Here is a 14,012-nt window from a genome sequence, read left to right on the forward strand (position 1 = left end):
TCAGTAATTATTTGCTAAATTAGTGCTTTAACCACGCAACAGAAACATACACAAAAACGTTAGCAAACATTACTCACTCGAAATCTGAAAATGGATAAAAACCTTATTATTTGAGAAAAATACTTCTAATATTTATTTTTAGTTTTCTGACTAACATTTTGGTTTCGCAAGAAATCCAATCTGAATATGTCTATAAGAAAGAAAAAACAAAACAGAAATCTAAAAGCGGAATTAAATGGAATTATGTAGATTCTGACAGTTTAGTACTTTACAAAGACGGAACTTTTCATCGGACTAAATTCTATCACTATCACGAAATAATATACTCGGAATTAAAAGGAGAATGGAAAATTGAAAACGACACTCTTATTCTGAATATAAAACTAGAGAAAGAAAGCAAATCGGATAAAAAATGGAGTGAAATTAATTCGACTATAATTTACCGAATAAAAAAACGGAAAATAAAACCAATAAACGGATTTGAATTCTACGCAATACGGAATTTGAAACTTGTGAAAAATTAAAAAACGATTTGCTAACACCGTATATAATTTATTGCTGGTTCTAGCCTACTTACGAAAATCCTCGCGGATTTTCTATTCGGTTTTTATTTGCTAAATTTAGTGCTTAAACCACGCAACAAACCATATACAAACACGTTAGCAAACATAGAAGACAAAAATTAAAATTTTAAAAATTTTACTAAATGAAATACTTTTTTACATTAACCATCTTTTTAATTATAAATAACTTTTATCTTTTTNACGTGTATAATTCATTGCTAGTACTCGCCTACTTACGAAAATCCTCGCGGATTTTCTATTCGGTTTGTATTTGCTAAATTAGTTGCTGAAATACGCAACGAAATCATACACAAAACCGTTGCCATTCATTTAAGAATACGCTCAAAATGAAAAAAACACTAAAAATAACTTCTACAGTCTCTATTCTGTTATTTGCAATTTTATGGATATCAAACAAACTTGATTTCTTGACAGAATATAATTCAATTGATTTCAGGAGCATTCTGATCCTTATCTATTTGTTTTCAAGTTTAAAATATTTTCAAATGGAGGTTAAAGATAAAGATGCTCAAATTAAAGAATTGAAAATAAAACTGGAGAAAATAAAATAAACTGAAAAAGGAATTTAGCTCGTTTCTGGATTGAAACGCAAAAAACATCTGAATGACCAAAGCAATATGCAACTGTTGCGGCGAACTGACTAGCAGAACGCAAAAAATAAGGATTTACGACTGAATATAATCTGTAGAATAAAAAAACGAAATGGCAACACCGTATATAAAAAATTGCTAGTTTTACCCTAAACCAATATTAGTTGCTTTGTTTGCTAGCTTCTGATTTTCCTTCGGAAAATCCTCGCACACAAACACGCAACATTTCATATACAAGACCGTTGGCAATAATTATGAAAAGTAACTCTATATTTTTAATAATATTATTAATATTCCCAATAATTAGCAATTCCCAAAATAAATTTTTGGATTTTATTGTGGACGAAAAAGGTGATACTATTTATGGAACTGTTAGAAATATTATCTCAAAGAGAAGTGCGCTTTACGAAAAAATAAATGATGGTGATAAAATTAAATTTCGAACACATAAATTAAAACATTATAAAACACTCAGATTTAATGGTGATATTTACTATTATGACGCACCCATGACACAAGACGGTATTTATGAAAAAGAAACTTTTAGAAAGATTCCTGACGATAGTATTGCAAAAACTCTCGGGAATTTTGTGAACGTAAAAAAAAGACTCCCTGATTTTATTATAACAAATTCTAATGATACTATTTTCGGACAAATCAAAAATCCAGCTCTTGGAAAATTATACCTTGACAACGAATTAAATGAAAAATTTAAGATAGATAAAGACATTATTAAATCATATAGGTATAATAATGAAATTTATGTCTTCAAGAAAAAACGCAAAGCAAAAATTTTTGATGATAAAGAAGCCTACATGAAATTGGTATTGGATGGAAATGTTAAGCTCTATGAATACCAGAATGATTTCGTTTACTATGAGAATGACCTTAATACAACTAGGCAAGTAAGGGATACGAAAATTTATTTTTATATAGAGAAAGGCAAAGAAATCATTTTGATAGGGGAGTATTTATATAAGAAAAAATTAGCGCAATTATTTTCTGAAAATAAAAACTTAGTTGCAAAAATTTTAAATAACGAATATACAATTGACAACATTTATCTGATCGTAAAATATTTTAATGAAAGTAAATAACTATTGCCAACAATGGCTATAAGTAATTGCTTGTTCTCGTCTACTTCTGAAAATCCTCGCGGATTTTCAGTTTGGTGTGTACTTGCTAAGTTAATCGCTAAAACACGCAACTACTCATAGCCGATACCGTTAGCAAACATTTAAAAACCAATCGTTACGAATGAAAACACTTTTGATCTTAATATCATTCCTATTTCTGACCAATTCAAATGTAGTACATCAAGATACTCCATTACAAATTGACAAAAAAGGAAATTTAATTGGTTTACCGAAAGAGTTTAGTCCTGCGAAATTTGACTTGAATAAAAAAAAATTACGAATAAATGACAAAGAAATTGTCTTTCCAAAATGTCTGAATTATTATTTTGAGGAACACAAAAATCCAAAAATAAACTTCTTAGCTTCTTGGTATCATTCGAAAGAGATTATGCCATATTATCTAATTATAAATATTCACGACAACGATGTGAATTATGGATATAAAATCTTAGTTGATTTAGAAACATTAGATTTAATATATCTAAACAAATTTATTAGAGAAGGAAATACAACTTACAATCCAAAAGTTGAATTGACCGAAGAATGTCTGACTGAATATAAAAGCGGAATTAAAACGCTGAATTAACGAACGAATAAAAAACGATTTGCTAACAATGTATAAAAATAATTGCGGTTTAGTGCTAAATCAAAGGTCGTTGCGTGTTTGCTACGTCTGAATTTCCTGCGGAAATTCCTCGCACGCAAACCCGCAACTATTCTTATACGAGACCGTTAGCAAACATAGAAGACAAAAATTAAAATTTTAAAAATTTTACTAAATGAAATACTTTTTTACATTAACCATCTTTTTAATTATAAATAACTTTTATCTTTTTTCACAAACAGATGTTGTTACTGGTTTAAACTTTATCCCCTTAAACATTGCATTTAATGGTAACGAACTTTATATGTCTTCTAATGCTGGTGAAATTTTAAAAATTAACATTACTGAATCTACACCTACTGTTACAAATGTAGTATCAGGTTTAAATTTTCCATATGGATTAGCCTTTAAAGGAAATGAACTTTATATCTCCGACATTGGTGAAGGTAAAATTTCTAAAATTGATATTACTGAAACCGCGCCTACCATTACAGATGTGGTAACTGGTTTAACAGTTTCCCCTAAGTTTTTAGCATTTAATGGAAATGATCTGTATTTGTCAGGTTCAGGTAAAATTTCTAAAATCGATATTACAGAAACCACACCTACCATTATAGATGTGGTAACAGGTTCAAATCATTTTAGAGGAATAACATTTAATGGTAGTGATCTTTATGTTACAGATACTAGTAATGCAGAAATCTTAAAAATTGATATTACTGCAATCACACCTTCCGTTATAGAAATAGTGACGGGTTTAACATCCCCATGGGGATTATCTCTTAATGGAAATGAACTTTATTTTGCCGATTTTCATGCAGGCAAAATTTCTAAAATTGATATTACGGCAACCCTACCTACTGTTACAGATATAGTAACAAATTTAACTACTCCCTCCCGTCTAGCATTTAATGGAAACGTGCTATATTTCTCCCAATCTAATGCAGGTAAAATTTCTAAAATTGATGTAAGCACGCTATCGACAGGAGACTTAACGTTTCCAAAATTACTTTTGTTCCCTAATCCTGCAAATCAATTTTTCCAAGTTTCTGGCCTAAGTAAAAATGAGAAATATACACTTTACAACATTTTGGGAACCGCAATCAAGAAAGGAATTATTTCCAATTATAAGCAAATTGACATAAAAAATTTAACAAATGGTTTATATTTCCTGAAATTCGATGATAATAATACAATTGAATTCATAAAAAAATAACAAAAACGTTTGCTAACACCGTATAAAAAAAATTGCTAGTTTTANCCGTGTATAATTAATGGCTAGTTCGAGCTTGCTTACGAAAATCCTCGCGGATTTTCTATTCGGTTTGTATTTACTAAATTAGTTGCTGAAACACGCCACTAATCATACACAACAACGTTGCCACACATTTAAAAATAAGAACATTGAGAAAATTTTACTTTCTGACTTTACTGTCAATTATTTTATTTAACTGCCAAAACAAATCGGAATTGAGAACTGATTTACAGCCAATTTATTCAGATTCGGAAAACGCTTTACAAGGAAACAATATATACGGAAAAGTTAAAAAAATTGAATATTACAAAACAACTTTTCAGAACACAGAAAAGGAAGACAAACCTGTACTGAACAAAATAGAGGAATACACGGATTTTGGGGAATTAAAAAAAGTAGAATACTTTGATAATTTTGGAGAACTTACACAAACTAATATTATCGATTATAACAAAAACCAAAAGTTCATAAAAAGTGTTTCAATTAGCAAATCGAACAAATCAAGTATTACTCAAACTTCGGAATATGATACTATCAAAAACACGAGTGAATTAACTGTTTACGTAAATGATACGATTGACCATAAAACGACTTTTTATTATGGAAAAAATGATTATCAAGTTAAACGAATTTCTGTTAAAGGAAAGGATACGACTGAAGTAAACAGCGAACAAACCTTCAATGATAATAATAAACTTATACTTGCGACGCAAAAAGAAAAAGGAAATGACAAATCAACAATAACTATTAGCAACAAATATGACATCAATAACAATTTAATTGAGTCGTCACATAAAACTGAATGGGTTGAAATGTTAAGTGAAACGGAATGGAAAGACGGACGAATTTCTAAACAATCTTCTTATACAATATCAGCGGATTTAAAAAAGCATTTAAATAATGTTACAGAGTTTGACATACTTTACAATACAATCAACTCAAAAGAATATGAAGATTCAAAATTACATCGTGAATTGAAATTTGACTATGAATTTGACGAAAATGGGAATTGGATTAAAAAAAATGTATCATTGAAAGAACATTTTAATAACTCAAAGGAATTTGTTCCAATTTATGTTGATACGAGAAAAATAAGTTATTGGAAATAAAAAACGTGTGGCAACAACGTGTATAATTAATTGCTTTGGTCGTTGCTTATTTGGAAAATTCCTTCGGAATTTTCTCGCGTTCGTTTTTGTTTACTAAATTAGTTGCTGAAACACGCAACTAACCATACACAAGACCGTTGCCACCAATACGAAAAAAACGATAATGAGAATAATATTTTCTATAATTTTAATAGCTTTTACATCAGGAAAAACAGTTAATCTTGACCTTGGAGCACCTGAAATTCAAGCTGTTTGTAAAGTCATATTAAACAACGGAAAAACAATAGAAGGTTTTATCACATTTGGAACTGGAGGATATGAATATAAATATAGACCTCACGGATTTTGCTTTGAACAAGATAACGGAAGGAAACAACTAATCCTCTATAACTTTAAATTCAATCTTTCTAATCTTGACGCTTATGCATCTCACCGAAATGGAACTTCAAAATTACTTTATGTAGAGAATGTAAGTAAAAGAGATTACCCTAAAAATAAAACTGAATTTGAAGAAGAAAGTAAAACATTGACCATAACTAAAACAGATGTTGAAAAATACATACTTTTAGACGAAATGGTTATTTACAAAAAAATTCCAACGGATTTATACCTTGCTTATAAAGAAAATAATGAAAGTGAAAAAGTAACAATAAAAATGAACGAAATAAAATCGATTGAACTACTTAAAAGCCCAAGTAAAAATTCACTTGAAATGATTAAAAAGGCACGAGAGAGACAAAGCAAATCCGAAGAAGAAGATGGATATTGGGTAGATTATCTTGCACCTGTTTGGTATCACGAAATTATTAATAATCAAGAAAGAATTGATTATTTATCCAAATTCTTTTAAACCGAAAAAGTACTGGTGGCAACAATGGCTATAAGTAATTGCTTGGTCTGTTCTTACTCGGAAAATCCTACGGATTTTCCTCTGGTTGGACAACTTTTGCTAAATTAGTTGCCAAACCACGCAACTACTCATAGCCGGAGACGTTGTGGTGCATTTGAAATGAAGAACATTCTTATCACATTATTCTTATTAACTTCTATCTTTTCTTGTGATAATAGAAAAGAAAGAGTTTCGATTAATTCTGGCTTTGCGGAATGGTTAAAGAAAAATAAAATTGATTCTCTAGACCTTTCAAAGATTAAGGGAAAAGAGGCTTTTGAATTATGGGCTTATTTCGACCCTATTAATAAAACGGATTCTTCTTTAGTCTGGTATCCCAATAAGGATAGTAGTTATTTCATGATTTCGAATTATGATAATATTTCAAAATTAAGACTTGAAGATTCTAACTTAATTGACATTGATTTCCATCAAAGAAATTCTGATATAAAGAAACAAGGAATCTCATTAGTAGATAGTCTAAAATCAATGGAAATGGACATCTTTTGGATTAATAATAAAACTGTCTTTCTTGCTTTTATAGAAAAAAACCACGGAACAAAAACACTAATGAAATTAAAAATTGGAGTTGATAGTCTATGGACTAATTTAAATTAAAAAACGACACCACAACATTGTATAAAAATAATGCGTAAGTTTATTCCTAAATCAAGAGTTAGTGCTTGTTTGCTTGCATCTGATTTTCCTTCGGAAAATCCTCGCACTCAAACCACGCACTATTCTTATACGTAACCGTTGTAGGTAATTACAAGTAGCTCTGAAAACCACTGAAAATTGAATAAAATAGTTTTAAATAACAATGAAAATTTTGACGGTATTATTAATAAGATAATTATTGATAATGATAAAAAAAAGACTGAAATTACCATCAAACAATGGAATAATAAAGAAACCTATTCACTATCTATTTTAGAATTTAATAATGTTATTTTTCAGAGTTTACCTGATATTAGCTCCTTTAATCTTGTTACTGAAATAACACGTAAAGAAAATATAAATCCTGTTTTAAAAGAATTAAATGAGTATTTTAATAATAATTCGAGTTTGATTTTATCTAACACGGAAGACAATATTTCAAGAGATATAAATAATTTGGATTGTGTTCAGTCATATTTATTTGAATCTGGTTATTGCAAAGATTGGTTGATTATTTGTTCGGATATGAATAAGAAAGAGTTGAATGACGTAAAATCTAAAGATTAAAAACTACCTACAACACGGTGTATAAAACATAGCTAAGAAGTGCTTAACCGAAAAGGTTTGTGTATATTTAGAAAGTCCGCCAAATTTTTAATTTGGCTTTTTAAAAGAGAAAAAATAAAATATAAAAATTCGGCTCTGTGTTAATCCAAAAAGTTAGTATCTTTTTACACGCTACGTTCCATACACAAGTCCGTTGTGCTTAATTATGACCCGTCCTGAATAAAGGCTACATAATTTTAAACATTATGTACAAAAATGACAAAGTAATCAGACGGTATTCAGAACCCTTTAAACTGAAAATTTTANACCTGCCATATAACCACAAATGAAAATTACTGCTTTAACATTAGGCTTTTTACTTTTAACTAACTTCTCTTTCTCTCAAATTAAGAAAAAGGAATTGAGTGGAATATGGAAAACGAATAGCGAATTATACACCAAAACCGACACAATTAAATTTTATCCAATTATTAAAGATTGTTACCAAACTCATTGGACTATTGAAAAAAGAAAATTCAAGACTAATGAATTAAACATTTGCACAGAACCACCTCGAATAAGCGGAATTGTCGGAAAAGAAAAAATAAAATTAAGGAATAGAGATTTCGGACAAATAATTGAATACTACCAAAACGGAGTTCTTGCTGATAAATTCAGAATTATTGAACTCAAAAAAACTGATTCACAAGGATTAAAATTAATGCGTTTTGATAAACTATCTTAACAAAAAGTATATAAATATGTTGACTCATTAGTTTTCAAAGTTCTGAACTACAATCCAGATAAAACAGAAAACAATTATGGAGTAAAAATTTCAGACTCTAATCCGAATGTGAAAATAAAAATACGAGATGGCGGAATTGGAAATCCAGAACCTCTTATAGTTGTGAATGGAAGACCTTTACAAAATAGAGAACCTTTAAAAAAATTATTATTGGTGGAAACTAATGCCATTAAATATTTGACCAAAGAAGAATCAGCAAGTATTTATGGTTCGAGAGCTATAAATGGAGTTATACTTCTGTTGACATCTGAAAAACGATTTAAGAAAATATGGAAAAAATACGGCAGGTAACACCGTATATAATTTATTGCTAGTTCTAGCCTACTTACGAAAATCCTCGCGGATTTTCTATTCGGTTTTTATTTGCTAAATTAGGTGCTTAAAACACGCAACAAACCATATACAAACACGTTACCCAACATTTCCAAAAAAACTGAATAATATCTAATCTTTAGTTCTCAAAAGAAAACCATCTTAATAAATGGTTTTCTTTACTTTTAGGCAATGTAGATTAAACTACACTTACTTTTATAGCACTTAAACCTTTATCGCCTTTTTCCACATCAAATGTTACATTATCATTCTCTTTTATTTGATCTATAAGATTTGATGTATGAACAAATATTTCTTCTTCAGAGTCTTTTACTGTAATAAAACCAAACCCTTTGGCGTTGTTGAAAAATTTTACTGTACCTTCTTTCATAATAGTTACTTTATTAATATTCATTAATTTATTTATAAATCTTTTTATCATAATTTTTTGTATTAATTAATAATTGTTGTTAACCTAAATATTTTATTAATAGATGAGACTTGTTTGATTTTTTGATTTTTAAAATTGCAGACTCTTTGATTTGTCTAACTCGTTCTCGTGTTATTCCAAATAACTGAGCTATTTCCACTAAGGTCATTGTCGATTCAAAACCAATTCCATAATGAAGTTTAATAATACCTGATTCTCTCTCTGATAGAGAATTCAGTACAGCTACTAAGTCTGTATGTAGCGAGTCTAGTAATAACACATTATCTGGTTGAGGGTACATATCTGTAATAATAATATTTTGCATATTAATATCTGTTTCAGGAGATAAAGGTGCGTCTATTGAAACACCATATGCTGAACTCTTAATGCAAATATCCACCTCTTCAACAGATACTTCAATGACTTCAGAAATTTCATATGAAGTTGGCTCACGACCATGTTTTTGTTCAAAAAAAGTTACTGCTTTTTTTATTTTGTTAATAACACCTATCTTATTTAGAGGCAACCTGACCATTCTTGAGTTTTCTGATAAAGATTGTATTATGCCTTGTCTAATCCACCATACTGCATAAGATATAAATTTAAACCCACGAGTTTCATCAAATCGCTTAGCAGCTTTTAACAAACCCAAATTACCTTCATTTATTAAATCTGGAAGTGACAAACCCTTATTTTGATATTGTTTTGCAACTGATACTACAAATCTTAAATTAGCTCTTGCGAGTTCATCTAAAGCACATTTATTACCTGCTTTGATTTGTATTGCTAACTCAACTTCTCTCTCTAATGATATTAAGCTAATTTTACTAATATCATTTAAGTATTTGTTAAGTGATTCTTCATTTCTAATTGTAATTTGCTCAGTTATTTTAAGTGATCTCATTTAAAACAAGGTTTAATTGAATCGTCCAAATAATAATGAGCTATCATTCTTTAAAAGGAACTATCTGTTATAAAAAGCATAAGTACCCACAAAACAACTAAGTAAGAAATGATGTCAGGAAAGAAATATATTTACTAAATAATATATTATGCAATCTGTGTAAAGAAACGGCTTATAATTAGGATAATATGAGTTTATCACTTTTATTTTCAGAAAATACTAAAGCATACAAATTAAATTTAAACAAGTTTTGTATATAACGCTCATAATGTTATGACTTTTGAGAATTTTAATATAGTTAACACAAATACATTATGGCACGAATGAGATATTATACTTAGCTGATTTTGGAACTGAAAAACAGGAAACCAATACCATAGTAAACGTTGGGTAACAATGTGTATAATTCATTGCTAGTTATGGCCTACTTACGAACATTCCTTCGGAACGTTCTATCTGTGATTTATTTGCTAAATTAGGTGCTTAACCACGCAACTAACCATACACAAGACCGTTGGCAATAATAAAAATTAATAAAATGAAAAAATCAATATTCATAGCAACAATAATTCTAATTGGAGTAGTAATTACAGCATTTAACATGCCTCCAAGTGATGAAAGCAAAACATGGGAGTCATCTGAAAAAGGAAAAACATTTGTAAAAGAATCGATAGTTATTGATTTCTACGCACCACCTTTTGGAGTGGGGTGGAATGAATCTTCACAGTTGCACAGATATATGGAGCGTGCTATGGAATCTGGTATAACTGGAGCATCAATTACTCTTGCTCCTACATATTTTACATGGGAACAATTCCAGAAGGAACACGCAAATTGGCAAAATACAATGCTACAAAAACCTGATAATTTTCTATTTGTACATAGTGTAGAAGATATAGAACGTGCACATAAAGAAGGAAAATACGCTGTTATTTGGAATAATCAAACAAGTACCGTAATTGATGGAGACCTTTCGAAAATAGCCATGCTAAAAGCAATGGGGTTATCTAGCATGCAATTGGTTTATAATGGAACTTATCGAGCAGGAGATGGCGTTATTTCATATTTACATGGCACTGACAGAGGTCTAACTTCTTGGGGGAAAAAAGTGATAGATGAAATGGTTAAGCATGGAATTATTGTTGACTTAAGCCATACAGGAAGAAATACATGTGCGGGTATTATTACTTACATGACGGATAACTATCCTGGAGTTCCTGTAATCTATTCTCATTCCTTACCGAATGGTTTGTATAAAGATGAACCTCACGCCACTGAAAAAGGCTGTTATCGAAATATTACAGATGAGCAAGCATTGGCAGCAGCAAAAACAGGGGGTGTTGTTTCTCCAACCTTTACAGAATGGATGATGGATGGATTATGGCCAGATGACATTACGCCTAAACAGTGTGCAAATATGATTGATTACTACATCAAACTTATCGGGGTTGATCATGTTGGAATAGCAACTGATGACATGTTTGTTCTTAGTCTTGTAAAGGCATTTGCAGAGGCAAATCCGAAAGCATACGATGATGATGGCTATATGATGGATGCTTTTGCTAAAGGGGCTGAAGGCTGCGGAGAATTAGCTAAAATATTACCTGCTGTTACAGATGAACTTTGGAAAATGGGATATACTAACGAGGATATTGCTAAAGTTTACGGAGGTAACATGATGAGAGTGTATAAAGAGGTATGGTAATAATTAAATCTAATCTAATGAAATATTCAATTATTCTTATCGCACTAATTTCCTTAAGTCTTTCCAGTTGTATGGAAAAACAAAGTTCAGATACTAAAACAGAAATAAAAACTATAGACTATTCTAAATTAACAGACTACCCAAGTCAGAAAATTGACGAGAACAATTGGTCAAATGACGAAAACATTAGAGCCTTTTCTAGACAGTTTGAGCTAAAGCCTACACGTATGCTAGCACGTGGTGAAACTACTTATGAATTGGAAAAAGGTAAAACCGAGGATATTGGTTCGATGAAATTTATTTTCCCTAGCGAAAGTCCAATGACCATGGATGAAGTATTTAAAGCTGCTAGCGTTGATGGTTATATTGTTACTAAAAATGGAAAAATAATATTTGAACAATATTTTGATGGCTTTAATGAACATAGTTTTCATTCTTGGTATTCAGGATCAAAATCATTATTAGGCCTAGCTTTTGGCTATTTGGTAGAGCAAAACATAGTTGATGTCAATAAATCTCCAGTAGAATATTTACCCGAACTGAAAGGCAGTTCATTTGAACGTGTTACCATAAGTCAAGTTTTAAATATGACTACGGCTCATAACTTTAATTATGAACCAAATAATATGGAGCCAGGCGGACAAATGTATGAGTATTTAACTAGAGCTGGGATGTTATCTCCATCTCACTTAGTGGATGGAAGCAGCAAAGATGCTCGAGGAATCAGAGCTGTTCTTCCATTAATTAATCCTCATCCAACAGTAAATCCGGGCGAAGTATTTTTATATGACAACCCTAATGTTGACATAATTGGTTGGTTAATTGAGAGATTATCTGGCATGCCTGTAGAAGTATTCATACGTGAAAATGTATGGAAAAAACTTCAAACAGAACATGATGGATTAATGGTAACTGACCCAAGTTATGTCGCTCAAGCATCTGGAGGAATTATTAGTACCTTGAGAGATCATGCAAGATTTAGCATGGCTGTAGAGAATGATGGTCGATTAGGAGAAGAACAAGTTTTCCCTGAAACTTGGGTTCAAAACACATTTAATTACAGCCAAGAAAATGCTAATTCTTTTCAAAAGCACATTGACGACTATAAAGCATTAAATAAAACTGATTATTCAGCAAAAGGAATTGTGGTTGCTTACAAAAATTACTGGTACATTATTGATAAAGAGCAAGGAGCAATGATGAGTAGAGGTTTTGCAGGTCAGTTTAGTTATGTCAACAAAGAGCAGAATGTAACTATCACTGTATTTTCGGGTCAAGGTTCAACCCAAAGTAAGGAAGCAGATAGGCTAAGATATTTTAGCCATTTATTAGCCCAAAAATTAAATTGAAAATAATATGCCTAGGAACTTTTTGAAAGTGGAGAACAATAAAAATAACTATTGCCAACAATGTATAAAAACAATAGCGGTCAAATCGCTAAAACGAGGGTAAGTAAATATAAAAAAGGTCAATATTTAACCGAAAATTAGTGCGTAATAATCCGCTACTATTCTTATACTAGACCGTTGGCATTCATTAAAAAACACTGCAATACTAAAATGAAATACTATAAATATAAATGGAATGAATCTCTTGGTGGTGAAATTGATAATTGGGGATTTTCTTTATGGTATATAGAAATTGGAGAAGACGAATATTACAGTAGACAGATTACAATATTCGATAATGGGAAAATATTGAAATACTCAGAAAGTAAATTGGATGATGAATTTGGTGGATTATGTGACCAAAAGTTTGACATATCTGAATTTGACGGAATAGAATGCTCTAAAAAAGAATTTGAAGAAAATTGGAATCAATAAATTACATAAAAGGAGATGCAACAAACCCAATAGGAAATGACAAAAAAATGATTGTTCATATCTGTAATGACATTGGTGGTTGGGGAAAAGGATTTGTTTTAGCAATATCTAAAAAATGGAAAAAGCCAGAACAGCAATATCGTGAATGGTTTAAATCACAAGAGAAATTCGAATTAGGAGAAGTTCAATTCGTCGATATAGATTCTGAGTTATCAATTGCTAATATGATTGGACAACATAAAATCAAAAGATTGAAAGGACAAATTCCTATCCGATATGAAGCCGTTGAAAAGTGTTTGTCAAAAGTAGCTGAATATTCTAAAGAAAATAATCTCTCAGTTCATATGCCGAGAATTGGTTGTGGACTTGCTGGTGGAGATTGGAATACAATGGAACAAATTATACAGAAAAAGTTAATAGACAGAAATATAAAAGTGACCGTTTATGACTTTGAGTAAAAAATAACGAAATGCCAACAGGGTATAAAAAACATAGGGCGTTTGTGCTTAACCGAAAGTTCTGTGCATATTAACAAAGTCCGCTAAATATAAAATTTGGCGTTTATAGTAGAAAAGATAAAAGCAAAATATTTATATTTAGCTAAGTAATAAACCGAAACGATAGTGCTTATCATCTGCCCTACGTTTCTTATACTTAACGTTG

Annotated in this window: 16 protein-coding genes; 14 read left to right on the plus strand and 2 right to left on the minus strand. The window is 30.4% G+C overall.

What is annotated here, in order from left to right:
* Positions 1–110 precede the first annotated feature (110 nt).
* The 10 genes from IE051_RS06115 to IE051_RS06160 all read left to right on the plus strand — a co-directional run bounded on the left by IE051_RS06115 (position 111) and on the right by IE051_RS06160 (position 8,466).
* The gene (locus IE051_RS06115; protein WP_189359885.1) at positions 111–524 is read left to right on the plus strand and encodes a hypothetical protein; all 414 of its coding nucleotides are present in this window, start codon (positions 111–113) and stop codon (positions 522–524) included.
* Between the two features lie 904 nt (positions 525–1,428).
* Positions 1,429–2,271 carry a hypothetical protein gene (locus tag IE051_RS06120; RefSeq protein WP_189359886.1) on the plus strand — a complete coding sequence of 281 codons (843 nt, stop codon included), beginning with the start codon at positions 1,429–1,431 and terminating at the stop codon, positions 2,269–2,271.
* Between the two features lie 160 nt (positions 2,272–2,431).
* A complete protein-coding gene (locus tag IE051_RS06125; RefSeq protein WP_189359887.1) occupies positions 2,432–2,896 on the plus strand; it encodes a hypothetical protein in 465 nt (154 codons plus the stop codon).
* Between the two features lie 193 nt (positions 2,897–3,089).
* Complete coding sequence (locus IE051_RS06130) at positions 3,090–4,130, plus strand: T9SS type A sorting domain-containing protein (protein WP_189359888.1); 1,041 nt, start codon at positions 3,090–3,092, stop codon at positions 4,128–4,130.
* 254 nt (positions 4,131–4,384) lie between these two features.
* Entirely contained in the window at positions 4,385–5,278 is an 894-nt protein-coding gene (locus IE051_RS06135; protein WP_189359889.1) for a hypothetical protein, read from the plus strand.
* A gap of 163 nt (positions 5,279–5,441) precedes the next feature.
* Positions 5,442–6,128, plus strand: a complete 687-nt coding sequence (locus IE051_RS06140) for a hypothetical protein (protein ID WP_189359890.1) — start codon at positions 5,442–5,444, stop codon at positions 6,126–6,128.
* A 159-nt stretch (positions 6,129–6,287) separates the two neighbouring features.
* Positions 6,288–6,785 carry a hypothetical protein gene (locus tag IE051_RS06145; protein ID WP_189359891.1) on the plus strand — a complete coding sequence of 166 codons (498 nt, stop codon included), beginning with the start codon at positions 6,288–6,290 and terminating at the stop codon, positions 6,783–6,785.
* Positions 6,786–6,962: 177 nt separating this feature from the next.
* The gene (locus IE051_RS06150) at positions 6,963–7,391 is read left to right on the plus strand and encodes a hypothetical protein (protein WP_189359892.1); all 429 of its coding nucleotides are present in this window, start codon (positions 6,963–6,965) and stop codon (positions 7,389–7,391) included.
* A 325-nt stretch (positions 7,392–7,716) separates the two neighbouring features.
* A complete protein-coding gene (locus IE051_RS06155; RefSeq protein WP_189359893.1) occupies positions 7,717–8,115 on the plus strand; it encodes a hypothetical protein in 399 nt (132 codons plus the stop codon).
* A 108-nt stretch (positions 8,116–8,223) separates the two neighbouring features.
* The gene (locus IE051_RS06160; protein WP_189359894.1) at positions 8,224–8,466 is read left to right on the plus strand and encodes a SusC/RagA family TonB-linked outer membrane protein; all 243 of its coding nucleotides are present in this window, start codon (positions 8,224–8,226) and stop codon (positions 8,464–8,466) included.
* 220 nt (positions 8,467–8,686) lie between these two features.
* Here the strand turns inward: IE051_RS06160 and IE051_RS06165 are convergent, their stop codons facing one another.
* Both IE051_RS06165 and IE051_RS06170 read right to left on the minus strand, forming a co-directional pair.
* Positions 8,687–8,929 (minus strand): cold-shock protein, encoded by a 243-nt coding sequence (locus IE051_RS06165; protein WP_308427699.1) that lies wholly within the window; start codon positions 8,927–8,929, stop codon positions 8,687–8,689.
* Between the two features lie 28 nt (positions 8,930–8,957).
* Positions 8,958–9,821 carry a sigma-70 family RNA polymerase sigma factor gene (locus tag IE051_RS06170; RefSeq protein ID WP_189359895.1) on the minus strand — a complete coding sequence of 288 codons (864 nt, stop codon included), beginning with the start codon at positions 9,819–9,821 and terminating at the stop codon, positions 8,958–8,960.
* 538 nt (positions 9,822–10,359) lie between these two features.
* Here IE051_RS06170 and IE051_RS06175 point away from each other — a divergent pair.
* The 4 genes from IE051_RS06175 to IE051_RS06190 all read left to right on the plus strand — a co-directional run bounded on the left by IE051_RS06175 (position 10,360) and on the right by IE051_RS06190 (position 13,807).
* Positions 10,360–11,526 (plus strand): dipeptidase, encoded by a 1,167-nt coding sequence (locus tag IE051_RS06175; RefSeq protein WP_189359896.1) that lies wholly within the window; start codon positions 10,360–10,362, stop codon positions 11,524–11,526.
* A 17-nt stretch (positions 11,527–11,543) separates the two neighbouring features.
* The gene (locus IE051_RS06180) at positions 11,544–12,875 is read left to right on the plus strand and encodes a serine hydrolase domain-containing protein (protein ID WP_189359897.1); all 1,332 of its coding nucleotides are present in this window, start codon (positions 11,544–11,546) and stop codon (positions 12,873–12,875) included.
* Positions 12,876–13,085: 210 nt separating this feature from the next.
* Entirely contained in the window at positions 13,086–13,349 is a 264-nt protein-coding gene (locus IE051_RS06185; RefSeq protein ID WP_189359898.1) for a hypothetical protein, read from the plus strand.
* Positions 13,337–13,807, plus strand: coding sequence for a macro domain-containing protein (locus tag IE051_RS06190; RefSeq protein WP_373294336.1), 471 nt, complete (start codon positions 13,337–13,339; stop codon positions 13,805–13,807). The genes IE051_RS06185 and IE051_RS06190 overlap by 13 nt, the downstream gene beginning before the upstream one ends.
* The last annotated feature ends 205 nt before the right edge of the window (positions 13,808–14,012 follow it).

This window comes from Algibacter mikhailovii (genome assembly GCF_014651495.1).
Taxonomy (GTDB): domain Bacteria; phylum Bacteroidota; class Bacteroidia; order Flavobacteriales; family Flavobacteriaceae; genus Algibacter_E; species Algibacter_E mikhailovii.

What these genes read in the sequence shown, in the direction of transcription:
- IE051_RS06185 (WP_189359898.1), top strand. Translation starts at nt 13,086, where the DNA reads ATGAAATACTATAAATATAAATGGAATGAATCTCTTGGTGGTGAAATT.
- IE051_RS06130 (WP_189359888.1), top strand. Translation starts at nt 3,090, where the DNA reads ATGAAATACTTTTTTACATTAACCATCTTTTTAATTATAAATAACTTT.
- IE051_RS06155 (WP_189359893.1), top strand. Translation starts at nt 7,717, where the DNA reads ATGAAAATTACTGCTTTAACATTAGGCTTTTTACTTTTAACTAACTTC.
- IE051_RS06165 (WP_308427699.1), bottom strand. Translation starts at nt 8,929, where the DNA reads ATGATAAAAAGATTTATAAATAAATTAATGAATATTAATAAAGTAACT.
- IE051_RS06125 (WP_189359887.1), top strand. Translation starts at nt 2,432, where the DNA reads ATGAAAACACTTTTGATCTTAATATCATTCCTATTTCTGACCAATTCA.
- IE051_RS06170 (WP_189359895.1), bottom strand. Translation starts at nt 9,821, where the DNA reads ATGAGATCACTTAAAATAACTGAGCAAATTACAATTAGAAATGAAGAA.
- IE051_RS06175 (WP_189359896.1), top strand. Translation starts at nt 10,360, where the DNA reads ATGAAAAAATCAATATTCATAGCAACAATAATTCTAATTGGAGTAGTA.
- IE051_RS06180 (WP_189359897.1), top strand. Translation starts at nt 11,544, where the DNA reads ATGAAATATTCAATTATTCTTATCGCACTAATTTCCTTAAGTCTTTCC.
- IE051_RS06145 (WP_189359891.1), top strand. Translation starts at nt 6,288, where the DNA reads ATGAAGAACATTCTTATCACATTATTCTTATTAACTTCTATCTTTTCT.
- IE051_RS06120 (WP_189359886.1), top strand. Translation starts at nt 1,429, where the DNA reads ATGAAAAGTAACTCTATATTTTTAATAATATTATTAATATTCCCAATA.
- IE051_RS06140 (WP_189359890.1), top strand. Translation starts at nt 5,442, where the DNA reads ATGAGAATAATATTTTCTATAATTTTAATAGCTTTTACATCAGGAAAA.